Origin of the sequence: Paenibacillus pinistramenti (assembly GCF_005869875.1) — a bacterium.
GTDB lineage: Bacteria > Bacillota > Bacilli > Paenibacillales > Paenibacillaceae > Fontibacillus > Fontibacillus pinistramenti.
On sequence record NZ_VAWG01000028.1, the window covers coordinates 1 to 26,121 of the forward strand.

General features: G+C 44.9%; 18 protein-coding genes, 2 tRNA genes, 1 rRNA gene, 2 pseudogenes and 1 CRISPR repeat array. Of the genes and pseudogenes, 8 read left to right on the top strand and 15 right to left on the bottom strand.

The genetic code is table 11. The annotated features are described in order from the left end of the window. The first annotated feature begins 24 nt into the window (after positions 1-24). Positions 25-1,591: direct repeats of the CRISPR family, unit length 32 nt; unit sequence ATTTCAATCCACGCACTCACATGGAGTGCGAC. Positions 1,592-2,225: 634 nt separating this feature from the next. Together FCN15_RS19725 and FCN15_RS18545 are read left to right on the top strand one after the other, a co-directional pair. After that, positions 2,226-2,844, top strand: a pseudogene (locus FCN15_RS19725) (transposase); the annotation flags it as partial. A gap of 253 nt (positions 2,845-3,097) precedes the next feature. Continuing rightward, the gene (locus FCN15_RS18545) at positions 3,098-3,460 is read left to right on the top strand and encodes an alpha/beta hydrolase family protein (protein ID WP_138496537.1); all 363 of its coding nucleotides are present in this window, start codon (positions 3,098-3,100) and stop codon (positions 3,458-3,460) included. A gap of 322 nt (positions 3,461-3,782) precedes the next feature. Here the strand turns inward: FCN15_RS18545 and sigK (FCN15_RS18550) are convergent. Then, a pseudogene (gene sigK / locus FCN15_RS18550) lies at positions 3,783-4,292 on the bottom strand (RNA polymerase sporulation sigma factor SigK); the annotation flags it as partial. 229 nt (positions 4,293-4,521) lie between these two features. On the opposite strand from sigK (FCN15_RS18550), the gene FCN15_RS19235 reads away from it, so the two are divergent. The 3 genes from FCN15_RS19235 to FCN15_RS18560 all read left to right on the top strand — a co-directional run bounded on the left by FCN15_RS19235 (position 4,522) and on the right by FCN15_RS18560 (position 5,919). Next, the gene (locus FCN15_RS19235; protein WP_162515406.1) at positions 4,522-4,815 is read left to right on the top strand and encodes a hypothetical protein; all 294 of its coding nucleotides are present in this window, start codon (positions 4,522-4,524) and stop codon (positions 4,813-4,815) included. A gap of 62 nt (positions 4,816-4,877) precedes the next feature. Then, on the top strand, positions 4,878-5,450 hold the full coding sequence (locus FCN15_RS18555) for a hypothetical protein (RefSeq protein ID WP_138496539.1): 573 nt from the start codon (positions 4,878-4,880) through the stop codon (positions 5,448-5,450). Positions 5,451-5,463: 13 nt separating this feature from the next. Then, positions 5,464-5,919, top strand: a complete 456-nt coding sequence (locus FCN15_RS18560; protein WP_138496541.1) for a hypothetical protein — start codon at positions 5,464-5,466, stop codon at positions 5,917-5,919. A 228-nt stretch (positions 5,920-6,147) separates the two neighbouring features. Here FCN15_RS18560 and sigK (FCN15_RS18565) read toward each other — a convergent pair whose 3' ends face one another. From sigK (FCN15_RS18565) to FCN15_RS18600, 8 genes are all read right to left on the bottom strand, one after another. Next, complete coding sequence (gene sigK / locus FCN15_RS18565; protein WP_138496543.1) at positions 6,148-6,699, bottom strand: RNA polymerase sporulation sigma factor SigK; 552 nt, start codon at positions 6,697-6,699, stop codon at positions 6,148-6,150. A gap of 294 nt (positions 6,700-6,993) precedes the next feature. Next, positions 6,994-7,839, bottom strand: a complete 846-nt coding sequence (rhaD, locus tag FCN15_RS18570; RefSeq protein ID WP_138496545.1) for a rhamnulose-1-phosphate aldolase — start codon at positions 7,837-7,839, stop codon at positions 6,994-6,996. 35 nt (positions 7,840-7,874) lie between these two features. After that, entirely contained in the window at positions 7,875-9,131 is a 1,257-nt protein-coding gene (rhaA, locus tag FCN15_RS18575) for an L-rhamnose isomerase (RefSeq protein WP_138496546.1), read from the bottom strand. 29 nt (positions 9,132-9,160) lie between these two features. Continuing rightward, on the bottom strand, positions 9,161-10,627 hold the full coding sequence (gene rhaB, locus FCN15_RS18580) for a rhamnulokinase (RefSeq protein WP_138496547.1): 1,467 nt from the start codon (positions 10,625-10,627) through the stop codon (positions 9,161-9,163). Positions 10,628-10,711: 84 nt separating this feature from the next. After that, positions 10,712-12,286, bottom strand: a complete 1,575-nt coding sequence (locus FCN15_RS18585; RefSeq protein ID WP_238996753.1) for an alpha-L-rhamnosidase-related protein — start codon at positions 12,284-12,286, stop codon at positions 10,712-10,714. Positions 12,287-12,338: 52 nt separating this feature from the next. Then, positions 12,339-13,241: a carbohydrate ABC transporter permease gene (locus tag FCN15_RS18590; RefSeq protein WP_138496548.1), complete on the bottom strand. Its 903-nt coding sequence runs from the start codon at positions 13,239-13,241 to the stop codon at positions 12,339-12,341. Next, a complete protein-coding gene (locus tag FCN15_RS18595; RefSeq protein WP_238996754.1) occupies positions 13,238-14,104 on the bottom strand; it encodes a carbohydrate ABC transporter permease in 867 nt (288 codons plus the stop codon). The genes FCN15_RS18590 and FCN15_RS18595 overlap by 4 nt, the downstream gene beginning before the upstream one ends. 104 nt (positions 14,105-14,208) lie before the next feature. Further along, a complete protein-coding gene (locus tag FCN15_RS18600; protein WP_138496551.1) occupies positions 14,209-15,549 on the bottom strand; it encodes an ABC transporter substrate-binding protein in 1,341 nt (446 codons plus the stop codon). A 172-nt stretch (positions 15,550-15,721) separates the two neighbouring features. On the opposite strand from FCN15_RS18600, the gene FCN15_RS18605 reads away from it, so the two are divergent. Together FCN15_RS18605 and FCN15_RS18610 are read left to right on the top strand one after the other, a co-directional pair. Then, positions 15,722-17,545 (top strand): cache domain-containing sensor histidine kinase, encoded by a 1,824-nt coding sequence (locus tag FCN15_RS18605; protein WP_138496553.1) that lies wholly within the window; start codon positions 15,722-15,724, stop codon positions 17,543-17,545. Next, a complete protein-coding gene (locus FCN15_RS18610; RefSeq protein ID WP_138496555.1) occupies positions 17,538-19,085 on the top strand; it encodes a response regulator transcription factor in 1,548 nt (515 codons plus the stop codon). The genes FCN15_RS18605 and FCN15_RS18610 overlap by 8 nt, the downstream gene beginning before the upstream one ends. Positions 19,086-19,264: 179 nt before the next feature. On the opposite strand, the gene sigK (FCN15_RS18615) is transcribed toward FCN15_RS18610, so the two are convergent. Beyond that, the gene (gene sigK / locus FCN15_RS18615) at positions 19,265-19,963 is read right to left on the bottom strand and encodes an RNA polymerase sporulation sigma factor SigK (RefSeq protein WP_138496557.1); all 699 of its coding nucleotides are present in this window, start codon (positions 19,961-19,963) and stop codon (positions 19,265-19,267) included. 269 nt (positions 19,964-20,232) lie between these two features. Between sigK (FCN15_RS18615) and FCN15_RS18620 the strand changes: the two genes are divergently transcribed. After that, positions 20,233-22,287: a YheC/YheD family protein gene (locus FCN15_RS18620; protein WP_138496559.1), complete on the top strand. Its 2,055-nt coding sequence runs from the start codon at positions 20,233-20,235 to the stop codon at positions 22,285-22,287. A gap of 106 nt (positions 22,288-22,393) precedes the next feature. On the opposite strand, the gene FCN15_RS18625 is transcribed toward FCN15_RS18620, so the two are convergent. The 5 genes from FCN15_RS18625 to rrf all read right to left on the bottom strand — a co-directional run bounded on the left by FCN15_RS18625 (position 22,394) and on the right by rrf (position 26,100). Next, complete coding sequence (locus FCN15_RS18625; RefSeq protein WP_138496561.1) at positions 22,394-24,343, bottom strand: S-layer homology domain-containing protein; 1,950 nt, start codon at positions 24,341-24,343, stop codon at positions 22,394-22,396. Between the two features lie 24 nt (positions 24,344-24,367). Then, the gene (locus tag FCN15_RS18630) at positions 24,368-25,411 is read right to left on the bottom strand and encodes a YheC/YheD family protein (RefSeq protein WP_138496563.1); all 1,044 of its coding nucleotides are present in this window, start codon (positions 25,409-25,411) and stop codon (positions 24,368-24,370) included. Positions 25,412-25,683: 272 nt separating this feature from the next. Beyond that, a tRNA-Gly gene (locus FCN15_RS18635) sits at positions 25,684-25,754 on the bottom strand. A 10-nt stretch (positions 25,755-25,764) separates the two neighbouring features. After that, positions 25,765-25,841, bottom strand: a tRNA-Pro gene (locus FCN15_RS18640). 142 nt (positions 25,842-25,983) lie between these two features. After that, positions 25,984-26,100: ribosomal RNA gene (gene rrf, locus FCN15_RS18645) — 5S ribosomal RNA — on the bottom strand. Positions 26,101-26,121: the final 21 nt, after the last annotated feature.

Sequence of the window (26,121 nt, forward strand, 5' to 3'; positions counted from 1 at the left end):
TAAGCGCAGTTTCGATCAGCTGAGATTTCAATCCACGCACTCACATGGAGTGCGACTGTGGCCTTACCGCCGCTATAGACGTCATCAATATTTCAATCCACGCACTCACATGGAGTGCGACGTCCTGTACCTTAAGCGCAGTTTCGATCAGCTGAGATTTCAATCCACGCACTCACATGGAGTGCGACGCTGCGTGGACTAAATTAAGATCGGTTCCAAGGAAATTTCAATCCACGCACTCACATGGAGTGCGACCCGGTTCTGAGTAGCACAAAACGTGCCTATTTGGAATTTCAATCCACGCACTCACATGGAGTGCGACCAAATAACGGTTACCGTTACATTTCCGACGCCGAATTTCAATCCACGCACTCACATGGAGTGCGACAGTGATCTACCAAAAGCTTTGGCCCGATCTTCTCCTATTTCAATCCACGCACTCACATGGAGTGCGACGTTATTCCTCTTGAAGAATTGATGCAACAGTATAGGCATTTCAATCCACGCACTCACATGGAGTGCGACTCGATCAGGAAGATTTGCACGCGGACAAGACAGCATTTCAATCCACGCACTCACATGGAGTGCGACGATTGGGATTATCAAATGCAACAGGTAGAGGCAGATTTCAATCCACGCACTCACATGGAGTGCGACATCAATTGGAGTATAATAGTAACCGTTCGATCCAATTTCAATCCACGCACTCACATGGAGTGCGACGAAATCCTCGGATTTAATTTCGAGGACATCACGGACATTTCAATCCACGCACTCACATGGAGTGCGACGATTGACCGGGCCTATGAGCAGATTATCGACGAAATTTCAATCCACGCACTCACATGGAGTGCGACACGGCATCATTGTTAATCGCTATAACGTTATCGATTTCAATCCACGCACTCACATGGAGTGCGACCTTTGACAGGTATGGAGTGAAATTTAAATCCGCAACAATTTCAATCCACGCACTCACATGGAGTGCGACGACGGAGTCCATATTCACAAGCTGCGTCGGATCCAAATTTCAATCCACGCACTCACATGGAGTGCGACGTCGACACCGGCGAATTGCGTCGTAACTGGACGATAATTTCAATCCACGCACTCACATGGAGTGCGACAGACGGTCGCCCAGAACGACATCAGCTATGATGCATTTCAATCCACGCACTCACATGGAGTGCGACTAAGTCATCATGACTAATGCAAGGATTAATTTAATTTCAATCCACGCACTCACATGGAGTGCGACAAACCGGAAGTAGAGGTGAGATAATGGCCAAAAAATTTCAATCCACGCACTCACATGGAGTGCGACTGGGGGCAGAAGCGACGGTTTCCGGAATACCGGAAATTTCAATCCACGCACTCACATGGAGTGCGACGCCTCATACATGCTGATCAGCGGCTGCGACAAAAAATTTCAATCCACGCACTCACATGGAGTGCGACGGGATGTGGATTGAAACATATCTTTTCTGATATGAATTTCAATCCACGCACTCACATGGAGTGCGACAACGAACGTATTCTACCTGTTCGGCGGGCGAGATATTTCAATCCACGCACTCACATGGAGTGCGACTGCGAAAATGCCCCTCATTCATCTAAGCAACAGAACAATTGGGGTCAATTTCAAAATTTATCATAAAGAATCAGCATCAAAGAAGCTATGATTTACGTCCATGACTCTCATTTCACCTTTGATTCGACAAGATTTGAGGTGCGAATCCCCCAGGGAATTCATGTGAGCTTCCCATTCGTACTTCTTCGAGTTGAGCCTGAACTGATTCGGAAATTGGACATCCAGCAGCAGTAGGTCTTTAGTCAATTAATCTTTAAACAGGATGAAATCAAAAAAGGAACTCATGTTGTTGTTAAACATAAGGGACAGTACTGCAGGCGACAAAATCAAGTTATGGATTGGAGATGAATTCCTACAACCCGAGGATCCGGAAGCCGAGCGAATCCAGGGAATCATCCTTTCCGAATGATACGAGGAACTTGCCCAGATGATTTCAGAGAGAATCCTCTTCAGTACGCATACTTACTCGAGCATTTCGCATTAACCTAAGCCCTTGATATTTAAGAAATTCTAGACGTAAAAAAGGGACTTCACTCCAGCTTGGCGAAGTTTTTCGGTAACCAAACCAAGAATGGAGGAAGTCATCTTGTATATTCTATAAGAAAGTCTGTTTTCCTTTGAAGATCTGCTAAAAATGCATTCAAAAGATCGATTGCCTATCTTTTTTATAGCCTTGGATCTTCGCCCTTATGCCAAAGAACTGAGAAGTCGTTCACCCCGAGGGACTGACGGCCAATGCGGAGAAGGCATTTTACGTGCACTTTTACCTGCTCCTCTTGAACACATTCAGACGTTTACCGGCTTGCATCATCATCTAGAAACCGACCCAGGTTCCGATACCCATGTAGGCTGCCGCTTGATCGAGAGGCTCCGTCCATCTCTATATTAAGCCAAGTCTTTGCCGACTTGACGAAGAAAAATCTGGCGTAGCAACAGTTCGATGACTTGGTGAAACGCTGTAAACAAGACGGCATCATCGATGGCAGCCACGTCGCGATTGATAGCGCCACTATTCATGCTTACGAAAAGAAGCAGCCTAAGAAGAAAAGCAACCAAACCGGCAATGTCAATTGGGGAGCCCAATCCGACTCCTTTGACAACAAGATCACTTGGTTCGGTTCGAACTCCATCTGACGGTTGACACAAAAAGCGAACTACCGATGGCTCTGGAAGTTACTCCTTCGCATGTTAAAGACGGTGAAATGACCCCTGAACTGATTGAAAAGGATGCTGCTAAAACAAGGTTCAGCTTCGATCCCGATAAGTTTTTGGTATCTTGCATCCAAATTGGAATTATGCAAAATGCTCTATTATATATAGGCAGATATTCAGTCTGAATTCCAAAAAGGGAACAATCGATCCGAATGTACTCATAATTGATTTTTCTACATACATAATTATTTACAACTGCTTGTCCAGAAGGTCTTATTGGCGGTACCAAAGGCAAAAGGAAAATACGTTGTTGCCATAAGTCCTTTTATTGGTTTTGACGAATATATCCGCTGAATGGATGAACATTTGGATGAGAATTCATCTGACGTTGCAAACAATTTGAGATTGGAGTCAAATTATATAGAATTTAAGATTAGTGAAAATCCCGATCAGAAAAGCGCTTTTTCCATATTAGAGCAAATTCCGGATATTCAAGCGCAATTTCTTTTGTTGCAGGGGACTGGCAATGAAAATGTAGCGTGGCAAACCGTTCAGGAATTTTCTGATGGCATGGAGAAGGCAAGTAAAACAGTCAAGCTTGTTTTGTATCCGAATGGAAATCATGCTTTAGAGGATAGCAACCAAAGCCAAAGGGATCATGAAATGATGCAATGGTTTCAGAATTATGGGTTTCCAAAATCAATTGTGGCGGATTAACTAATGGGGTCTGTCTGGTCATATAACGGTTAGTAGATACGATAAAATAGAACATCAGAATCCTAAAAATTTATCGAAACAATTGTGCAACTAGGACATTGAACGTAAAATATAGTAACTTCGATACCAATTCTCGCATTCCATGTGAGTGTGTGAAGTGAAATAGAAACCGACGCCGCTTCTCGGCTTCGGGAAGCCGTCGCACTCCACGTGAATTGGGGTTCTTTTTGACATCACAAAAATTCCCATCATGGTAGAGGTAGAAGGTTTGATTTTTCTACTATCTACTATGATGGGAGCATACCACTTTTCGTTCATCAACTCACTTCTTCTTATAAAACTCATGATACAACTTCATGAGCGCCCTCTTCTCAATCCTTGATACATAACTCCGGCTTATTCCAAGCTCCTTGGCAATTTCCCGCTGTGTCCGCTCTTCCCCGCCATGCTCCAGACCAAACCGGCCTTTAATAACCTCTTGCTCACGTTCATCCAGAATATCGAGGTTCTGATAGATTTTACTCTTCTCCATTTTCAGTTCCACATGGTCCGCGACCTCATCGTTATCGCTGCCAAGGATATCAATCAAGGTTATTTCGTTGCCTTCTTTATCCGTTCCAATCGGATCGTGCAAAGACACATCTTTACGAGTTTTCTTGAGCGATCTCAAATGCATCAGGATCTCGTTTTCAATACAACGCGCGGCAAACGTCGCCAGCTTGGTGCCTTTGCCGAGCCGGTAGCTTTCTATTGCTTTAATCAGGCCGATCGTTCCGATCGAGATCAAATCCTCTAAATCTTCTCCGGTGTTGTCGAATTTTTTGACGTTATGGACACGAAACGATGTAAAAAGCTGTTGAAAACTTTAGACGTCTTAATTCTGTTAAATCAGTAATGCCTTATAAATGGAGTACGTACTCCACAAAAAATAGTTAATTATATCTAATATAAGAATTACAAATTAATTCCATATAGGTAATTTAATGATTTATTCCCTATTATTGGGGTTTAATTGTATTTATAAACTGCTGAGTACTACCTGCAGTTAAATTAATAAATTTATGAAGGAGGATTTTACGTTTAAAAGAATTTGTCTGTCAGTCTTATCATTTGTTTTTCTATTGTCCATTTTACTTACTGGCCCTGCTGCTAATTCACTTGCTGACACGGGGGTTACGCTTGACGTTTCAATACTTGAAAACAAGCCTGATAGAGGTGGGGACATAAACCCTAATGAATTTAAAAAAGCCGAAATAACCTTTTCAAAAGTTGATATAAATTCAGAGGGGATAAAACAACGGACGTTGTATCAAAACCTTCTGGAATCCAACCTTTCGGAAGTGTCCAACCTTTAAAATATACAGTTCATACCTTTACAGATTCCTATTATTATCTTGGATTTAACGTAACAGATACATTGACTCTTCGTGAAGAAGTAAGTTACCCTACAGATACAACAGAAGATGTTATAGCTAAGATTAAAGTAGTTGGGATAAAATACGGAAACGCCGATTCCACGATTTACAACAATACGGGTTGGAGAGTAGGTGGTGGTCCTAACGGAGGGGTTTTAGCACTTAAACTAACCATGAAATCTCCACAAATCATTAGGAGTCAAACTATCGCTGGAACACTTTTGCAATCAGGAAATTTAAGTTTCAAAATAAGTTGGTCATATGGATATGGACCAGTTTCTGGAGAACTTGATTTATCATACGATGAAAATAAGAATTTAAATTCTGCCGTTAAACAATTTTCCACTCCTGTAAAGATTTCTTCGGCATATAAAACAGCAGCGAACCAATCTCTAGCTTTAACCGGTAATGAATTTTCGAGTGGTTGGGATATAGCCTATGATTCATCCCTTGGAACTCAAAGTGCCACAGCTACTACACTATTTAAGTACTCTGTGTATAATGAAAATTCAAAGAAAAACTTAGGTGTAATTGAAGAGTCTTCAACTTCAACAAATGCAATTCTATCAAAATAAACGGGTGGCTTAAATGATATTTTTGAGGAGATATTCTTGGCTATTATTACTTATTCTTATCGCTGTGGTCGGAGTAATTTGGTGGTCTAATGATTTCATATCAAAACGAGATAAAATAGACAATGCTTTGAAAACTTCGATTCAACAGGCAGCCGAGGTTGTACAACTAAGGGTCAAAGAACGTGAAATAGTCAAAGACCCAAAAAGTGTAACGTATTACGCTGTTAACATGCAAGACACGGGTAATCAACTCATGATGATGCAAGAAGTTCTTTATGAGCTTAACAATAACAGTAGTTTGCCCCCATTAAAATTGAAGGAATATCGGGTATTACAAGTTTCTTCCATTGGAGTCAATGCTACGGTGGAATACGTTACATTATTCGGTATTCATAAGGAAATATCTGTACATTTAAATGTTCCAAGAATTCCATTTAAAGGTCCTTCGGGAGACGAAACATATAGATAACATTTCTATGTATAAGCCAAAAGGTTCCATTATATCCTCGCGGGAAATGAGGATACTAGCCTTTTTATATTGGATAGTGCTTTTATCGCTAATCATGGCCGAATTAAAATCAAAAATTCCATTAAAAAAATGATCGCAGATTTTAACTGCGATCATTTTGATATTCAGAAATGATACGTTTCCTACGACATTAAGTTAAGTTTGTATAGCCGGATAATCAGCAATTCCTCACTTCTTCTTATAAAACTCATGATACAACTTCATGAGCGCCCTTTTCTCTATCCGCGATACATAACTCCGGCTTATTCCAAGCTCCTTGGCAATTTCCCGCTGCGTCCGCTCTTCCCCGCCATGCTCCAGACCAAACCGTCCCTTAATGACCTCCTGCTCGCGTTCATCCAGGATATCGAGGTTCTGATAAATTTTACTCTTCTCCATTTTCAGTTCCACGTGGTCCGCGACCTCATCGTTATCGCTGCCAAGGATATCAATTAAAGTGATTTCATTGCCTTCTTTATCCGTTCCAATCGGATCGTGCAAAGACACATCTTTACGAGTTTTCTTGAGCGATCTCAAATGCATCAGGATTTCGTTTTCAATACAGCGCGCGGCAAACGTCGCCAGCTTGGTGCCTTTGCCGAGCCGGTAGCTTTCTATTGCTTTAATCAGGCCGATCGTTCCGATCGAGATCAAATCCTCTAAATCTTCTCCGGTGTTGTCGAATTTTTTGACGTTATGGACACGAAACGATGTAAAGTTACAGGAATTATGAGTGTCTATTCGTGGCTGTAAAAACTAAAATAATTGGGTTGATATAAAACAAAAAGTCCATCACAATATACGAACAGTGGATGAAGCACAAAGACGAATCGAGGAATAAATAAACTCTAACTCTAACTCTAACTCTAACTCTAATTCTAATTCTATCATCATCGCCCAAAAGTAAACTAAACAAGCTGACACCGATATAGTACCGATGCCAGCTCACAGCTAAGTTTTTTCAGTTTCTGAAATAAATAGTCTTAACCATTTAAGAACTAAAGCTTTTTTATGGTGGAAGGATCTCTTCAAGTATTAAACATTTAAAATCCCCTCGCGCGGTGTTACTTTAAAAGCTTTTGCCAAGTCCACAAGCTCTTGGTCGGTAATTCTCTGCTTGATCTCATGCCCAGCAATAAGCATGTAGATTTGGGCTGCTTTATCAACAGTTTCAATCAGGCCAAAGGCTTCATCAATCGTGCTGCCAGTACCAAAGATTCCATGATGCGGCCAGATCACTGCGTGGTGATCCTTCATTTTGGCAGCCGTTGCTCTGCCGATTTCGTTTGAACCCGGGACCATCCAGGAAATAATGCCGATTCCGTCAGGGAATACCACGATGCATTCGGTACACATTTCCCAAAGGGTTTTGGTGAATTTATTTTCATCCAGATCATGTATAAATGTCATCGCTATGGTATTGCTCGCGTGATTATGAATAACCACCCGGTGGTTTGGATCTACTTTTAAGCGCTCAATATGGCTCATAAAATGGGAAGCCAGCTCGCTCGTAGGCACGGCGTTGTTCGCAAGTCCCCACAGCAGCTCCAGCTGTTCTCCATTATTGGTCACACGAAGCACGCCAAGGTTAGCGGCAGGATCAGAAATCACATTTTTAAAATACTTGCCGGAGCCTGTCACGATAAAATACTTTCCTGCGAGCTCATGAACCGGGAAAGCAGGCTTAATCGTCCGAATGACCTGCTTAATATCGAGGTATTTGGCAACTTCCTGTTCGTCTAAGATATAGCTCACATTTCCGCCGTTTCTCTCATCCCAACCATTTCGCCACATATGTTGGGTAATTTCGGCCATCTCGCGGACAAAAGGAATTTCAAGTCCTGAGGCAGGGGTTTGGGTATTTAAATAGGAAGCATTCATCGGGTTTTCTCTCCTTAGTTCTCCTTATTTAGATCTTAGCGTTTAAGCAAAACATCGCGTTCGTAGCTCCTCACTTCTTCCAACCAAGCTTCTCGGACAGGAACGCTGGCCTTGGTGCAATAATAATCCCATACTGCCCCGAAAGGATACGATTTAAATTCTTCTGTTAAAGCTAGACGTGTTGTAAAATCCTTTTCGGCTTCTGCTTTTCTTAACAGCTCTACTGGCTCGAGCATGGCACGCAGCAGGGCTTTGATTGTATTCCGTGAACCAATGACCCATGCAGCAATATGATTGATGCTTCCGTCAAAGAAGTCCAGACCGATGTGTGTCCGAGGCAGAAATCCACCTCGTACCAACTCTCTTGCAATCTCCAGCAGTTCATCGTCCATCGTTACGACATGGTCACTGTCCCAGCGGACGGGTCTGCTGACATGGAGTAGTAGCTGATCCGTGAACATGAGAATAGAAGAGATTTTATTGGAAATGACTTCTGTAGGGTGAAAATGTCCTGCATCCAGACAGATGGCTTTATTACGACTCATCGCATAACCCATATAAAACTCGTGGGACCCCACTACGTAACTTTCAGATCCGATCCCGAACAGTTTGCTTTCTACGGCGTCAATGTTGTAGGCTTCACTAATTTCCTCTTTAAAGATCTCATCCAGTGAATCCCGCAGTCTTTCACGTGGAGCAAGGCGATCGACAGGAGTATCCTTATAGCCGTCAGGCATCCAGTGATTGGTTACGCAAGGCTGGCCAAGCTCTTTGCCGAAATGCTCAGCGATTTTGCGGGAGGCTTTACAGTGTTTGATCCAAAACTCACGAATTTCTGGATTCGGGTGACTGAGTGTAAAGCCGTCTTCTGCATTGAGATGGGAGAATAATGTAGGGTTAAAGTCTAGGCCAAGGCCTTGCTCTTTCGCCCAGTCCACCCAACGCTGAAAATGACGAGGCTCAAGAGCGTCCAGATCCACTTTTTCTTCCGTATCCGCATAGATGGCATGAAGGTTCACCTTATGCTTGCCAGGAATCATAGAAAGAGCTTTCTCCAAATCCTGACGCAGCTCTTCCGGCGTGCTGGCACGGCCAGGATAACTTCCGGTTACCGCAATACCGCCGCTGAGACTTTTATCTTTAAATAGAAAGCCTTTTACATCATCGCCCTGCCAGCAATGAAGCGAAATTTTGATATTCTCCAGCCACTTTAGTACGGCATCTGTATCAATTCCGTGCCTGGCGTATAAACGTCTTGCCTCTTGGTAACTGGACTCGATAGCTTGATTCATACACTGGCTCCTTTACCTTGTAGTGTTAGCTACAGCTTTTTAAATTTGGTCTTAAGCTCCTGCCAGAGGCTAAGAACTTTATCTCGTTCCTCAAGCGGGTTAGGCAAATAAACCTTCGTTGGAAATGACCGGGCAATGAGACTACGAGCTTCAGACAAATCTTTAAGCTGTCCTATGCTGATCATCTGTACTGCAATATTGCCGAGAGCTGTAGCTTCTGAAGGCCCCGCCTGTATTTCAATCTTCAAGAGATCCGCAGTAAGCTGGCTCAGCAGCTTATTGTTAGAGCCGCCCCCCACGATATAAAGTACCTCGACCTGCTCTCCGGTCAAGTTTTTCAGTTCTTGAAGGGCATCCCGATAAGTCAACGCCAGGCTGTCGAAAATGCACCTTGCAATCTCTCCTGATGATTCCGGTACAGGCTGCCCGCTCTCTCTGCAGCAGCTCTGAATTTCCTCAATCATACTGCCCGGGTTCAGAAATCTTCCCGCGTTGCAGGGAACAAGGCTTCTGAATGCGGGTACGCCTTCAGCTATAGCGGCAAGTTCGGCAAACGTGTATTTGCTGTCCAGCTCTTTACGAACCTCCTGGATCATCCAAAGGCCCATTATATTTTTAAGAAATCTATAGGTACCATAGGCGCCCCATTCGTTTGTATAATTAGCCTTCATGGCATCCAGCCGGGTCAACGGCTCCTTTCGCTCGACACCGAGAAGCGACCAGGTTCCGCTGCTTAAGTAAGCCCAGCCCCGTTCTGCGTCTGCTGGTACTCCTATTACTGCTGACGCTGTATCGTGAGTCGGGACGACAATTAAACGACAACGTGGAAGCATATACTTCTGAACCAACTCTGGCAGCAACTCTCCCAGAACCTCACCAGGCTCCGTCAATTTCGCAAACTGACCCCGGCGAACGTTTACAATTGTAAGCAAATCTTCATCGAAATCCCGTTCTGCGGCATTTAGCAGCTGCATTGTGGACGCATTTGTCACTTCGTTCATATAGCGGCCAGACAACCGAAAGTATAAATAATCCGGCACCATTAAAATCTGCTCTGCTTGGGATAATTCCTCTTGGTCATGGACAAATAATTGATAAAGCGTGTTGAAGTCCAGTTCCTGAATGCCCGTCTTCGCATACACGTTCTCCCTGCTAATGAGCTGATGCAAGCGTTCTGGCGCCCCCTTGGTGCGGCTGTCCCGGTAAGCATACACTTCGTTAATCCTGTTCCCCTCTCCGTCAAGCAAAACATAATCAACCGCCCAAGTATCAATGCCAAGTGTACACTCATTAATTCCTGCTTCTTTGGCGAGCTGGAGACCCTTTAGTATCTCTTGAAATAAATACTCCAAATTCCAGAAATCATGGCCATTATGATCGGTAAATCCATTGGCGAAACGATATATTTCCTGCAGTTCCAACCTGCCCTGCGTCATTCGTGCCGCTACAAGCCTGCCGCTTGAAGCTCCAATATCAAAGGCTATATGGTCGCTCATGCTTATTCCCCTCAATAACGATGGGCTTTCCCTAGACCCTCATCGGTGTGTATTATCGGTAAATAATCAAAGTCGAACTCAATTTCACAAACGATACTTCCGAATAAAATAAGTCGGCGTGCAGCTCCATGCATGGCAGTAACTGTTTATCAAATGACTCCCATAAGGAGAGAACTCTTTATTATCCGGGTCGTAAAGCTCCCAGAAAGTATCGGCTCCATCCTGAAGCATGCCTCCCCAATATGTTTTCAGTTCTTTCACAGCGGTCGAGCTGTCGCCCGCCTTTAGGAGCGCTTCAATTAAATGATGCAGCATATAAGGAGTGGTTAAAGGAACCCCCGGTTTCTCTTTAAGCAGCCTGCCCAACAATTCATAGCTTTTCTCTGAGTCAAGAATCCCTGCAAGAACAAGCCAAATCTGCGAAGCCCAAGACACCTGGCGGTCCTTTCCGCTGATAAAATACCCTAATTTCTCATCCCATAAGTGATCAAAGGTCGCTGTTTCCAGCTGCTTGATCTTCAGGCCGAGCTCGGCCTGACGCGGATCTTTTAATACGGAAGCCAACACTTTCGCCTGTTTCATTGCATAAATCAACACGCCCTGGGAAGCAGCCTGCTTATTTAGATCCTCGTGCCAATCAATGAACGACCACCAGAAATCTTGATCCCTCACAATTAAACGTTCATCCAACAATTCCAAGGCCAGATCGATTTGCCTTAGGGCCGTCGGCCATAAATTTCCTAGCGTCACAGAATCCTGAACTTCCATATAATAATCATGTAAGGTTGAGACAAAGAAAAGGGAGTAATCAAACAAATAAGTATCATCCGGAATAACCTCAGGCTTCATAAAGAGATTGGCTGAAACTTGCCCCTTATCATTGGGATAAGCTGCAAATAAATAAAGGCAGCGTTTGACCAAATCGTTACTTCTAAAAGTTTCATAGTTAGCCAGCGCCTGCAGGCGAAGATCCCCTAACCACAACCTTCGATCTCGCTTCGGTCCGTCTTCGAATACTTCCTGCATACAATCTTGGAGGGTTTTTATACTGACCCGATCAATCTCCCTAAGCTGAGGATCTTCATGCTTATATTCCTGAAGAGCCGTGATATTGGCAGAGGTAACGGTGCGGCAGCCTACATTTTTAATACTAACTTTGTATTTGACGGAGGTATCAATTACCTCCAATTTGACGTAGCGGAAGCTGTATCTCCGTTCCAGCTCGAGATGGGCGGGAAGAACATCAATATGCTTGTGCTCTTCCTGCAGCCAGGAGCGGCTGAGCCAACCGTTGTATTCTGTAAAAGGAACAGCCATTTCTACTGGCATCTCCCCAAATGTCAGCTTGAGATAAAGCGGAGCATCTGGAGGACTGCCCACTGGGACAACGTCGAAGGATAAGCGGCCGACCCTATGATCTCCAAAATCCAAAATAACAGAATCTCCTTTTCCCAGTTCCATCGATTCTAGAGTCTGCGCCACCTCTTCCTGTTCCGTACGCCAGCCATGGATCACATCTGGATCTGCAAGCAGCTTCACCAAAAAGAAAGGTTGTATATCCTCCTCGTACAAATAAGGAGCAAGCTGTTCTGCCATTGCTGTAAACTTTCCATTTTTCTGGATACCGGCCTTTTCTGAACGTTGAACGCTTTGGCTCACCTTTCGAACACTCCTTTGAGGACTGCATAGTATTAAAACAATATTCAATCAACTACCCTTTTACTGCACCTACCGTAAGACCGCCTACAAAATATTTCTGTAAGAAAGAAAAGGCAACCAATAAAGGCAAGGCACAAAGAATACAGGCCGCGAACAAAACATTCCATTGGGTAGGATTCTGCTGATCCCCCATGAAACCCAACATTGCCAGCGGTAAAGGAGATTGGGAAGCCTTCGAGATAAATGTCATGTTAAAGAAGTAGTCATTCCAGATCCAGATACCTTGCGTAATGATGACAGAGACGGTAACGGGCATGAGTAATGGAAATACAACCGACCAGAATCGGCGAAATAAGCCCGCTCCATCAATATGGGCCGCTTCCTCAACTTCATCCGGAACGCCACTGCGGATAAATCCGGTATATAGAAAAGTCGAAAACGGCAGGCTGCATGTAACAAACATCAATATAGGCGTATATTGAGTGCTTGGAATGTGCAAACCGTTAATCATTTGGACTATTGGAATCAATACCATCTGACCAGGTACAACAAGTCCTGCTAAGAAAAATAAGTAGAGAAACTGGCTCCATTTACTTTTGATTCTGGCCATTGGGTAAGAGGCCATTGCCGCAAAGATGACTACCAAAATGACGGAAATACCAGTTAGGACGATACTGTTCCAAAAAGCCATTCCAAAATGCATTCTTTCAAACGCAGATTTATAGCTTGCAAACGTAAATTCATTGAAAAGAGTAAGAGGGTTTGAGCTGTTATTCGGTGTTCTTAAAGAGGCGGAAAGCACAATGACCAACGGAATCAAATTCAGGATCATTACTGCAACCACTAATAATTGAAGCATTGCCTGCTTGATTACCCTGCCTTTATTTATTCTTGTTACAGGGATTCTAGTTGGATTCGGATGTAAGGCACTTTTAGCAAAGGATTCCTGACTCATGCCGATACCTCCTTCTTGTTCATCGTGAGTACCGTAACCGCCGTAATTACAATAATGATGAAAAATGAAATAATCCCGAGGGCCGAAGCCTTACCAAACATTTGCTCCGTAAATGCCATTTTATAAATGGAATATATCAGTGTATTAGTAGAGTCCCCTGGTCCTCCGTTCGTCATAATGAAAGGGAAGTCGAAAGCTTTCAAACCGTTAATGATACTTAACGTTGTATTTATCGTAATGGAAGTGGCCAGCAGCGGTATCTTCACGAAACGCAACAGTTTCCAGGTTCCGCATCCATCGATTTTACCTGCCTCGAGCAGATCTTGAGGTACAGTTTGCAAACCTGCCAGGAAGATAATCATGGTGGTCCCTACATTTTTCCATATTTCCACAAATATGATGGAATAAAGAGCAGACGAATAGCTCCCTAGAAAATTCAAATTGTCAGTGGGAAGACCTAATTTTGCAAAAAGGGTGGCAATCATCCCGCTGTCTGGCATATATACATAGCTCCAGATAAAACCTACAACTATAGCACTGAATAAGGTAGGGATATAAGAAATGGATCTATAGAAGCCTTTGCCTTTTATATTTTGATTTAACAAGAGGGCAAGCGCTAATCCAATCAAATTACCTGCAATAACACTGATTGCCGTATAAATCAAAGTGTTCTTAATCGAATTGCCAAGTGTTCCACCTTCAAATAAATCCTTGAAATTGCTTAACCCAACATACTTGAAATTTTGTGCATACCCGTTAAAGTCCGTTATACTGTATTGAAATAGCTTTAGAATTGGGAATATCCAAAAGATGCAGTAAAACAACAGAGCCGGAACGGCAAAGAAATACATCGTTTTCTTCATTACAGTCGAATTCAACTCTATCCCATCCTTTCTGTTCGGAGGAGGACCAACAGAATTTTGCAGCCATTTCTATTGGTCCACTGCCGACTTCTTTTGCTTCTACCTTACTTCTTCCAAAGCTCCTTGAATTTAGCATCCATTGCTTCCGTTACTTTTTCAGGAGTTGTCTTCTTACCCCCAATAATTTCAGCAAATTTGGTTTCCATTTCCTCAGCTACACCGGTTGGCCACATTTGGTTGGGGAAGTAGACCGATTTGCCGTCGTTCAGATAAGAGTCGTTAACATCTTTAAATAAGTCATGATTCAATGGAACTCCCTTATACACACTGATTGAATTGTTAGAGTCCACCCATGCTTTAAATAAATCTGATTGACCGTCGAACAGGTAATTCATGACTTCTTTAGCCACCGACAAATTATCAGACTTCGCATTTAAAGCAAAACCTGCAGCAGTTGCAGCGGAAACATAAGTGGGTTGACCCGGATCGTTGGCAGGAAGAGAGAAGAATCCTCTAGTGAAATCTGAAGCTCCCTTTGCCGTTAAAGTCGCAAAATCCCATGTTCCATCAAAAATCATGCCTGCTTTGCCGTCCACAAATAATTGAGCAGCCTGAGCACTTCCAAGACCTAGGGAATTTTTCACCACATAGCCTTTATCGTAAAGCTCTTTCATTCTAGAGATCGTTTCAACCCACTTCGAATCTGTCAGCGATTTTTCACCGGCCTGAAGTTTTGTGTCAAAATCCATTTCATCCGGATAAACGACGTTTGAGGCAATTTGATACATGCCAAACTGAATAAACCAAGGATCTTTATCTGCAAGCGTTATTGGTGTAATCCCTGCATCTTTCAGTTTTTGACAGGCTTCCAGAAACGATGGCCAATCTTGAGGCAGCGCATCAACGCCAGCTTTCTTGAATAAGTCCTGATTATAGTAAACGCCCAAGTAGTCTAGTCCTCCGGCTATGCCGTAGGGTTTGCCTTCGTATGACATATCCTCTTTGGCACCTTGACTGATGTTGTCCCAGAAGGTCAGGTCGGAAAGATCAGCCGCATAGCCTGCTTTAGCCATATCCAACACCCCGAGGGATGCGTTTCTTGGAAATACCCAGAAAATATCTGGTCCCTGACCTGAAGCCAGCTTAGTACGGATGGATGTAAAATACTGTTCGTCTGGAAGTTTAGAGGTTTCCAAGGTCACATTCGGAAATTTTTCCTTGACCAGCTTCGGCATAATGTCCAGTACAAAATCCTGACCGTCAGGAGCTTTGGTGCCTGACACCATCATGGTCAAGGTGACCGGCTTATCATTGTTTGCGCTTCCATCAGTAGAAGTGGCGGTCACATTGTTTTGGGCATTGTTCCCTGAGCCGCAGGCCGACATCAGGACTAGCAGCAATGCTGTTAAAAGAATTCCTGCAAGCTTCATTTTGCTTTTTCTCATAATTTTGACCCTCCCGAATAAGCGAATTTTAATAAATGTCCACCTCGTTGAATTCATTTAACCCTTTTATCAAGGACTCGGTGTGCTTTTATTTTAATTTTGTAAGCGGTGTAATTACTTTAGATGTTTTGGTATACTATCTTTAGATTTACTCGTCACCCGGAGGTTTAACATGATATTTTGGAATATCAAAACCAAATTGTTTCTCGTTTTGATTACGCTTTCAATTCTTCCTATTGTAATTGTAACTTATAATTCTTACCACAATTACACGAGATTAGTGAATCAACAGACTTCTCTTATCGCCTCAGACACAATCGACCATTCCGTTAATAGCATCTCTACTATTTTAAATAACATAGACCGAATCTCTCTGACTATTCAGCAGCAAAATTCCAGTCCTACGGCCTATAGTACTGTTAGTGATGAATTAAAAAAACTTGCCAGAACCTCTGATCCCTATGAAATGTTTGTAATCCATAATAAATTAAAAGTAATTATGGAAAACCTTCTTTTAAGCTACAATTACGTAAATGGCATTTACCTCTTCTCCCCCGACGGGAAATATATCAGCTATGGAAATACTTCTGACCTGCAAGTAGATTACGTCCCTTTTAACGATGATTGGTACAAGAAGACACTTAAGAGCGGCGGCCAGTTATATATTGGCGAACCGGGAGTTAAACCGTATATTATCAATTCGAAAAAATCGATCTCCTTCTCACGCGCCTTGTATGATTTAAATACCCAGGAGTTCTTAGGCGTTTTTATGATTGATTGTAGTATGAATATCTTTAATGAATTAGTTTCCAATGCGGTCCCCAGTAAGGATCATCTTTATCTTGTGGACGATACAGATGACATTATTTATGACAGTACCAATAACTTAAGTGGTGAAGAATTACCGGATGAACTTAGGAAAAATGCTGATCTCAATTCTTTAGCAGGGGATCAACAAATGCAATTCTACAATAACGGGAATCTCGTCGTTGTTCAGCAGTTACCCAATTTTAATTGGAAGATTGTCGCGTCCATTTCTTTATCTGACGTTTACCAAAAATACGGGATATCAAAAAAACTAATCCTTTATATTTCTGTAACATGTGCAGTTATATTGCTCCTATTGTCCATTGTGCTATCTAACTGGATTACGAAACCCATAATTCGTTTGGTAAAAATCATGCGAAAAAACAAATCTCAGAAATTCAGAGAAACAGGTCTCCCGCAAAAGCGGATGGATGAAATCGGTATTTTATATACGGAGTACGATAAGATGATTCAAGATATGGATAACTTTGTGCGAGAAAACTACCAGAATAAAATATTGGCCATGGATGCCCAGATGAAGGCTTTAGAAGCACAAATCAATTCCCATTTCTTGTTTAATACATTAGAATCCATCAATAGCATAGCCGAGATTGAAGAAGTAGAAAGTATAACTATTATGACTAAAGCTCTCGGAGATATGTTCAGGTACAGCATCAAAACGGACAGCGAACTGGTCTTGACCAAGGAAGAACTAAAGCATGTTGAAAACTACTTAACGATTCAGACAATCCGGTACAGTGAGAAAATTAAATTTGAGATTGAAATTGAAGAAGAGGTTTTGAAATCAAGAATTTTAAAGCTTATTCTGCAGCCTTTAGTTGAAAATTCAATCTACCACGGGTTAGAAGGTATGAAAGATGGAGGCATAATCCAGATTAAGGGCTACAAAGACAAAGTTACTCAATTCCTTTGCTTTGAGGTCACAGACAACGGTGTCGGAATTCCTGAAAAGGAGCTCCATAAGATTAAGGAGAGTCTGATGCAGCCTCATGAATTCACTAAGCTTGGCCATCGCAGCAAACAAAGTATTGGCATCAAAAATGTCCACTCCAGAATCTCCCTATACTATGGAGAAGGTTTTGGCTTAGAAATCGACAGCTGCTTTTCGTCAGGTACCCGCATTAAGATCACCTTGCCAGGCGGACCAGGAGGGAACAACCTTGTATAGCTATGTCATTATTGACGATGAACCACTCATTCGTAAGGGCTTGATCAAAAAGATAAACTCCGTTACAGAGGAGTTTCAGTTCTGTGGAGAAGCCGACAATGGCGAAGATGCCTTATTGCTAGTTAAGCAGGTCGACCCAGATTTAATATTTACGGATATGCGGATGCCGGTTATGGATGGAAAATCCTTGTTAAAACGGCTCCAAAAGGACTATCCCCGTCAAAAAATAATAGTAATCAGCGGCTATTCCGATTTTGAATATATGCAAGAAGCGATATCCGCAAAAGTCCTAAATTACTTGTTAAAACCTTTCAGCCGTGAAGAAATCTATGAAGCCTTAAATAAAGCTATCACCGACATTCAGAAAGAGCGCAGTGAGAGGCAGCAGCTTGCCTTTCACCATATGGAAAAGGATAGGGTCAGTTTCCAAAGAGATGCACAAATTGTGCTTAATTATATTTTGGGTGTTCATGTTTCAGCGACTGTCCCTACCTTTCAATCTCAAGCCTTTCAATTATTCCATACAGCCCTTTTCTATAGATTGGTGATGGTCTACAGTCCCGTTGACATTCCAGAGGAGGACCCTTTTGAAGAGCAAACAATGATATATCTTCCCCATCCACAAAGTAAGAAGCTGGCTTTCTTAATCGTATATACATTACAGAACAATTCGAGTGACTTGGAGAGAATTCCGGATAAAATTAATAAATGGATAGAAGCTTTTCAGGCAAAAGAGATGAAGGATATTAGCATAGGGATTAGCCAACTTAAAACTAAATTCGATGAGCTAAACGAAGCTCGTTTAGAAACGACTGCAGCTCTAAACTACCGAAAACTTTCTGAACATAATATATGCTCCACATGGAATGAGGACTCTTTTAACCTTGGAGAGGATCTTATTTGGGACCGTACTGAAGAGCTTGTTTTCTTTATTGAATCAGGGAATATGATCAAGGTAGAAAAACTAATTGGAGAGCTTTTCGAATTTTACTACAGCAAGCCCTCAGTAACATTGCATGTATTTAAGGAGCATTGCCGAATCATCGTTTCCTCCGTTAAAGAAATGATGAACCGTTACTTTTTAAACCAATCTTTATCGTCCTCCAGCTTAGAAGATGTTTTAAATTTATCGTTTGATACAGAGGAAATCCGCGATTATTTTAAGACTATACTGACCTCCTTAACAGAATTAATGAAGGACAAGACGGTGTATTCCTCTCCAAACGTCATTGACAACATCAAAAGCTTTATTCATCAGAACTATAGCTCAAGCATTACTCTTGAAAGGATGTCTGAGCTGTTTTTCCTGAATCCAAGTTATTTAAGTTACTTGTTCAAAGAGAAAACCGGAGTTAATTTAATCGACTACGTGAACCAGGTTCGTATTGATTACGCCAAGTCATGGCTTAAGGACAGTAATGAGAAGATATACAAAATTGCAAAGAAACTGGGCTATGGAAATGCTAAGTATTTCTTCCGTATTTTCAAAAAAACAACCGGATATACACCAGAGGAATATAGGCAGATTTACCGGTTGTAAAGAAAATTGCCTTGATTAAGATTTTTTCCCGAGGATTAACTCCGTTGGACTAACTCCATCCTTCTAACCAGTTAAAAACTATCAAGTATAAGATCATTTGTTGTTGAATTAAAAAGAAACCCTGCTTCAAAAGTTCAGGGTTTCTTTCAAGCTTTGCCGAATCGTTAATCAGCAATCTTTCACTTCTTCTTATAAAACTCATGATACAACTTCATGAGCGCCCTTTTCTCTATCCGCGATACATAACTCCGGCTTATTCCAAGCTCCTTGGCAATTTCCCGCTGCGTCCGCTCTTCCCCGCCATGCTCCAGACCAAACCGGCCTTTAATAACCTCTTGCTCACGTTCATCCAGAATATCGAGGTTCTGATAAATTTTACTCTTCTCCATTTTCAGTTCCACGTGGTCCGCGACCTCATCGTTATCGCTGCCAAGGATATCAATTAAAGTGATTTCATTGCCTTCTTTATCCGTTCCAATCGGATCGTGCAAAGACACATCTTTACGAGTTTTCTTGAGCGATCTGAGGTGCATCAGGATTTCGTTTTCAATACAGCGCGCGGCAAACGTCGCCAGCTTGGTGCCTTTGCCGAGCCGGTAGCTTTCTATTGCTTTAATCAGGCCGATCGTTCCGATCGAGATCAAATCCTCTAAATCTTCTCCGGTGTTGTCGAATTTTTTGACGATGTGGGCCACCAAGCGAAGATTATGCTCAATCAATAAATTGCGGCTTACAGGGTCCCCATCAGCCATCCGCTGAAGATGCAGCGTTTCCTCTGCTTCGGTTAAAGGCTGGGGGAACGCATTATTTTTGACGTAAGAGACAAGCAGAGTAAGCTGCTTAATAAACAAGGCAATCGCACTGAACAGTCCGGGCAAGGATGACACCTCCTGAAGAATGTGCATTTGTCTGCGGTTTGTTCATTGTATGTGGGCGGAAGCCCACTCGTGCATGTACATGGGAAAAAGACGCTTCCCCCACCTCTCTCCTGCGATCCAGACACCTGCTCCTTAAGTGGATTTGCATGATTTTCGACAAAATTCTCTAAAATTCTCTCCATCCTAAGCCGAAAATCGGGCATGAACGCCGCCGCGTCTGATATAATAAAATTCAAATAAGACTCACTATACTTCTAAGGAGTGACACCATGTTAATCGGGGTTTTTCACCCGCAGGATCCCTTTGCCGTTACCCCTCCCCGGCGGATTCAGGCCTTATGCGAGGAAGCCGGACGGCAGGAGGTTCAGCTGATTTTTTTTAATGAAGAAGGCATTGACCTGGAGCATCACACGATAACGGGCAAGGTTCCTTCCGGAGAAGACTGGCTGGATGCGCAGCTGCCATTTCCGGCTTCCGTCATGAATATCCGCCCCTGGGGCCCAAGGAAACGAAGCTTCAAAGAGCTGGTCTTCCGTAAAAAGGTTCCATTTACCGCCTTTCTGATCGGAGATAAATGGGAAATGACGCGCAGGCTCGCCCACTCCCCGAAGGTCCGGGATTACCTTGTGCCCACCGTCGTCCTGGAAAATCTGGATATTGTCGACGATTTCTTGGACAAGTATGAGAAAGTCGTGATCAAACCGGCCAGCGGCAGCCGGGGGGCAGGCGTACAGGGGCTCACCCGCTCCGGCAAGCGCTACCTGCTGCAGAAGGACTCGGAGGAACTACACTTTGACCGCAAGGGACTCATCGAATACTTGACTAAGCTTAAGAAAAGCTATCTGATTCAGCCATATATCCGCTGTTTGACCCCCGAGGGCGCCCCGTTCGATTTCCGGATTCTCGTTCAGCGCAACGGACAAGGCGAATGGACGGTGCCCGTCATTTATCCGCGCATCGGGGAAAGCGGGACGATTACAAGCAATGTCAGCGTGGGCGGCCGGACGGAGCTGCTGGAGGCTTTTTTGGCCAGAGTGCTCCCGGAGGGACGTTACAGTATTCCGAAACAGCTTCACGATCTTGGGCTTGTCATCGCTGAAGAGGTGAATAGCTATTATGATTTTCCAATCAATGAGCTTGGCATTGACCTGGCCATCGATGACCAGAACCGGATTTGGTTCTATGAAGCCAACACTTGCCCCGGTACGCTCAACCACGAAGAGGAACGTGCCGTTCAGGCGGTCGCTTATGCCAAATTTGTCGGCAGTCAAACCAGCGGGCAAAAGGCCAAATTTCCTGTTAAAGAGGATAAGCCCCTTTGCGTCGGACTGCTATTTCCGCAGCTGCCTGACAACACCGTTTTAGGCCCGTTTGCTGCGGCTGCCCTTGAGAGCAATATCCATTTGGCGGCAATCGCTTACGACGATCTGGACGTGCATGCCGGACATGCAGCAAACAGCCTCGTATTTGATGGAAAAGAGTGGCGCCAAACCGCGCAGGCCGTGCCGGATTTGATTTATAATTTGATCGAGCCTGAAGATGGCATTGATGATCAAGAGCTGTACAACACCTATCACCAGCTGCGCCTGACATCAGGCGAACCTAAAGGGCAGCTGCCGGCCTCTCTCTTTCTGGCGCTGATGGCGACGGACGAAGAGCTTCATGCCGCTGCGCCTTCCTACGTCATTCCGCAAAGTGCGGCGGATGCTGTCAATTTTCTGAACGCCAACGAAAGCGTCGTGATGAAAGCCGGGAGTTATTCCGAGCTGGAAGAAACGATTATGATACGCGGACAAGCCGGCCATTACGAGGTGATTGAATCCAGCTATACCCACCGGTTCGATAAACGGGAGATGGAGGAATTTTTTAAGCTGTTCAAACGTGCCAACTATTGTCTGATCCGCCAAACCGGCAGCACCATTACCGGGGGACACCCTGTGCATATACGTGCTTATCTTATGAAGGATGGGGAGAGCAGCTGGAAAATCATGCACATTGCTCCCCTTCTGGCTTTGGCTCCTTATGAGCTTCAAAATAATCATCCTGTCGAGGTCGACTGGGAATGGCTGCTGGACCGCGAGTTTGGGCCTGTCGGTGCTGCGGAAGCCGGCTTGAAGGTGCAGAAGCTGGCAGCCCGCACGGCTGAAGTCATTGAAGCCGCCAATTATAAACGGATTCATGAGCTTATCGTTGATTTCGGGCTTGACCGGGAGCAGCGGTTCTGGCTGCTTGGCGCGCAGATCGGCGGCTGCCTGAACGTGGTTCATCCTTACGAAACCGCCAGGACTGCACTCTCCTATGCAGCAGCTTTGACCGAACGGTAACTATATCGAAAAAGCACTTAAAAAAGGCAGCTGGCCCTCATTCGGCCAGCTGCCTTTTTACTAATTAAACCTATGAAAATTCGAAAATGCCTCGATGCAATGAAGATCAGTTCGTCAAATTCGTCCGCTCAAGGAACCGTCGGATAATTGCCGCGGCCTCTTCGCGGGTAACCGCTTTGGTGGCCTGAAGCGAAACATCCTGGTAGCCGGACAGGATGCCGCCGTTTTGTGCGGCTTCCACATATTGGCGCGCCCAATCTGAAACATTCGCTCCGTCCTTATAGGACGCGGAAAGATCATCCGTATGGACTGCAGGCAGCTCCAATTCAAAATTCTGATTAAAGCGGATAAGGACCGCAATCAGCTGTTCGCGGGTCACCATCTGGTCTGTGCCAAAAGTTCCGTCCGCCAAACCTTGGAACAAGCCGGCAGCCGCCGCGAGTTCAATGTCCTGCGCGGAGGACGGATCTTCCGGCAGATCGCTGAACTGCGCCGTTTCCGCAGTAGCAGCCGTTCTAAGGCCCAGACCCAAAGCATTAACGAGCACGGAAGCAAGCTCGCCGCGGGTCATCGTTTCGGACGGTCCAAAGGCAGCGGTGCTTGTTCCTCCCATGTTGCCTTTATTCGCCATAAACAGCATGTCATTGGCTCCCCAATGTCCGCTCAAGTCCTCGAATGAGGTATCCCGCTGAACCAGCATGATCGTGGCATTCGTCGGCGTTTCTACCACAGCGTGCTCTTCGTCGATCACCCGTACCGGAACCGGAACATATTTGCCGTCCAGCAGCATAACTGCTCCAAGCGTCTGCGGATCACCGGCGCCTTCCGGTATTGGCAGGGTATGATAGGCATAACGATCGCCGTACTGATCGATAGAGGTCTCCGATTCGCCTGCTTTCACCTGGATGCTGAACCGGTAAGGAGAACCGACAGCTGCTGCTCCTTCGCCGGCCGCCCATGTGGAAAAGCCTTCTTTCACGGTATCCGGCTGCTTCTCAATACTCATCTCCACTTTTACCTGATCAGCGGATACCTGGCTTGCTTTTGCCAATTCGTCAACCGGAATGGACACCGCCGGAAAATCAATGGCTACATCGCCCGTAATCATCGCCAGCCGCTGTGTTTTGCTTCCCATCGCTGCCAGCACATCACCGCCGATATTGCCTTGTACCTTCTCTGCATCCTTCAATGTCTTGACGCGGACGGCAATCGTTTCCTTCGGTGCTGCCGCTTCCAAAGCTGCCGTCACGTTGCCGCTCAGGAAATTGAAGTCTGCCAGCTCGATTTGCCCGTTATTTTTACTCAGCGTAAGTTTTGCCGCATTTGAGGTCTCCTGATCCTTGTTGACATTGACGACCTCAATCAGCGATTCTTCGTCGGCTGCCGGGCTTACCGTCGTCGTAACATGAGTGCTAGACACAGCAGCAGACTGCTGAGCGGCCGATACCGGTCCATAACCCTGGCTTAATTCAGTCGCCCCGATATTTCTCTCGTCAGCAGGCGTCACTTCAAAGAACAAATATTTACCGATAAGCGAGCTTCCCGGCGTATAACTCTGGCTGTCCGCCCCCTCGATCAGGGCTCTGTCCGTACCTTCCGAATCGTTCGCCCAATACCAGGCATAGGCACTGCCCGCTTCATCATCGCCGTCTTCATCGGAATACGAATAGCTGCCTGTAAGAAGGCTTCCGACTCTGGCGATTCCCGTTATTCTAAGGTTGGCAGCGGCAGGCGCATGCCCCTCACCGGATTGCAGGGAAAATGTCGTCCGATTCAGGAATGTATTCTTGAAATAGGCAATCGAATCTCCCGTATAGATCTGGCCGCTCCCCGTCGTAGTACCGGAGTCCAAGGTCTGCTGGCTGCCGTTTACCAGAATTTCGTTATTAGCCGGCTGGACGGCGGCATTTCCTTCCGCGTGTGCGGCAAGCGGGGTAAGGCCAAGCCCCATGGACAGCGCTAAGACCGAAGAGTGGGCCATCCGGGTATATTTTTTAACTTGCGAGGGCTTGCCCCCTTTTGAATGATCATCTGGAAAAATACGTTTAGTTGCCATTTCTTCTTTAGTCTCCTTGTCAGCTTAACTTTGTTGTTTTCCGGCCAGATAAGCCGCGTAATCCATTCCGCTTCTAGCCACCTGCAGCTCACCAAACCGCATGCCGACATTGCCGACATTGCTTTCGAACGCGTACAGTCTGCCGGACGGATCAATTCCCAAATCAAGGCCAATTTCGTGAAAGCTTGAACCCCATTCAAGCTCAAGTGCAGCGGCCACCGCCAAAGCGCAGCTTCTAACCCGTTTATCCAGCCCCGCTCCTTCAGCCCTGCTGTATTGGGACCTCAAAAAATTCTCCCACACCGAGAAACTGCGGAAAGTCTCCTCATGATTGGTAATCCCGATATGCGGCGTTAACGAGAGAAAAACAAGAATGGACAAGATCGTCCAAGCCCCCGCACCGTCCTTCATCAAATGAACGCGAAGGCTAAGCGGAGCCCCGTCCCTGGTGCGGCTGTCAATCGCTTTTTGAACCAGGAAGCCTTGCTCATTCAGCATTTCAGCCAGCTCCGCGAGGTCAAGCCGGTTCATAATGTGCACATGCGACTGGTCGTCCACCTCGTAGAAACTCTCTTTGCGGGTAATAAAAAGCGTCCTTCGGCCATGGGTGCCGCCATTTGGCTTTAGAACCACCTTCCTGTGTTTGGACAGAAAGTCGATCAGCGAGTCCGGACGTACTTTGGCCAAATAGGGGATCAGGAGCTTCTTTACCTCCGGGTGGCGCGACAGCACGCGGTAAAAGGCGACTTTTCCCGGATTTGCTGGCAGGGTATGGGTCGAAGTAATTCCGGATAATGGGTCATAACAACCGGATTTGTCCTTCCAGCGCCGGCGATACCGGTCATAAACGACATCTGGATAAGGAAACCAGCCTTCCTCCCATTCCCGGCCATTCCAGGAGAATCCCCGAATTCTGCGCTGTCCCGCATCTATACCACCAGTGAAAAAATAATAGAAGCCGCAGCCCCGCTCCCTCGCAAAACTGTGGCATGCATACAAAAAAGGCTCGGAAATTTTCCATCCGAGCAGCATCCCGATCAGAGGCTGGCGCTTTAAAGCTGTGTCCACTGCTGCAACTCCACCTTTTGGTTAATGGTATTCCTCTTTTATATCGGTAAAATATTGAAATATTTAAGTTGAATAATGACGAAACTTAGCGAATTTTCTCGAAATGAAGAACGAGGATAAGCAGAACGGGGAATGGGGAATGGGGAACCGGGGAAGTTCTAGCTGGCATCGCCGCTCAGCGTCTGATTCGTAGAACGGTCATCCATCGAAGCAGCCTCCTAGCACGAACATGAAAAAAGCACCCTCGTAATTTACGAGAGTGCTTGAAGTTAAGCGGGTGACGGGAATCGAACCCGCGCCGCCAGCTTGGGAAGCTGGAGTTCTACCATTGAACTACACCCGCATTAGATAAATGGTCGGGATGACACGATTCGAACATGCGACCCCCTGGTCCCAAACCAGGTGCTCTACCAAGCTGAGCTACATCCCGACAAGATAATAAATTTACTCAGTGCCACAGGAGATTCGGAATAATAACCATTTGACTCTCAGTTAATCGCTTAATCCCATCAGCTAACCACACTCTTTAAGAAGCTTAAAGAATAGGCAAAAAAGCCCTAAATAAGGGCTTCGCTTGGCGGCTTCCTACTCTCCCAGGACCCTGCGGTCCAAGTACCATCGGCGCTGGAGGGCTTAACGGTCGTGTTCGGGATGGGTACGTGTGGAACCCCTCCGCCATCGCCACCAAACGCGCATTTACAACGTAAATG

What these genes read in the sequence shown, in the direction of transcription:
- rhaB (WP_138496547.1), bottom strand. Translation starts at nt 10,627, where the DNA reads ATGAGCGACCATATAGCCTTTGATATTGGAGCTTCAAGCGGCAGGCTT.
- rhaA (WP_138496546.1), bottom strand. Translation starts at nt 9,131, where the DNA reads ATGAATCAAGCTATCGAGTCCAGTTACCAAGAGGCAAGACGTTTATAC.
- FCN15_RS18595 (WP_238996754.1), bottom strand. Translation starts at nt 14,104, where the DNA reads ATGAAGAAAACGATGTATTTCTTTGCCGTTCCGGCTCTGTTGTTTTAC.
- FCN15_RS18590 (WP_138496548.1), bottom strand. Translation starts at nt 13,241, where the DNA reads ATGAGTCAGGAATCCTTTGCTAAAAGTGCCTTACATCCGAATCCAACT.
- FCN15_RS18625 (WP_138496561.1), bottom strand. Translation starts at nt 24,343, where the DNA reads ATGGCAACTAAACGTATTTTTCCAGATGATCATTCAAAAGGGGGCAAG.
- FCN15_RS18600 (WP_138496551.1), bottom strand. Translation starts at nt 15,549, where the DNA reads ATGAGAAAAAGCAAAATGAAGCTTGCAGGAATTCTTTTAACAGCATTG.
- FCN15_RS18560 (WP_138496541.1), top strand. Translation starts at nt 5,464, where the DNA reads ATGATATTTTTGAGGAGATATTCTTGGCTATTATTACTTATTCTTATC.
- FCN15_RS18620 (WP_138496559.1), top strand. Translation starts at nt 20,233, where the DNA reads ATGTTAATCGGGGTTTTTCACCCGCAGGATCCCTTTGCCGTTACCCCT.
- FCN15_RS18545 (WP_138496537.1), top strand. Translation starts at nt 3,098, where the DNA reads ATGGATGAACATTTGGATGAGAATTCATCTGACGTTGCAAACAATTTG.
- FCN15_RS18605 (WP_138496553.1), top strand. Translation starts at nt 15,722, where the DNA reads ATGATATTTTGGAATATCAAAACCAAATTGTTTCTCGTTTTGATTACG.
- rhaD (WP_138496545.1), bottom strand. Translation starts at nt 7,839, where the DNA reads ATGAATGCTTCCTATTTAAATACCCAAACCCCTGCCTCAGGACTTGAA.
- FCN15_RS19235 (WP_162515406.1), top strand. Translation starts at nt 4,522, where the DNA reads ATGAAGGAGGATTTTACGTTTAAAAGAATTTGTCTGTCAGTCTTATCA.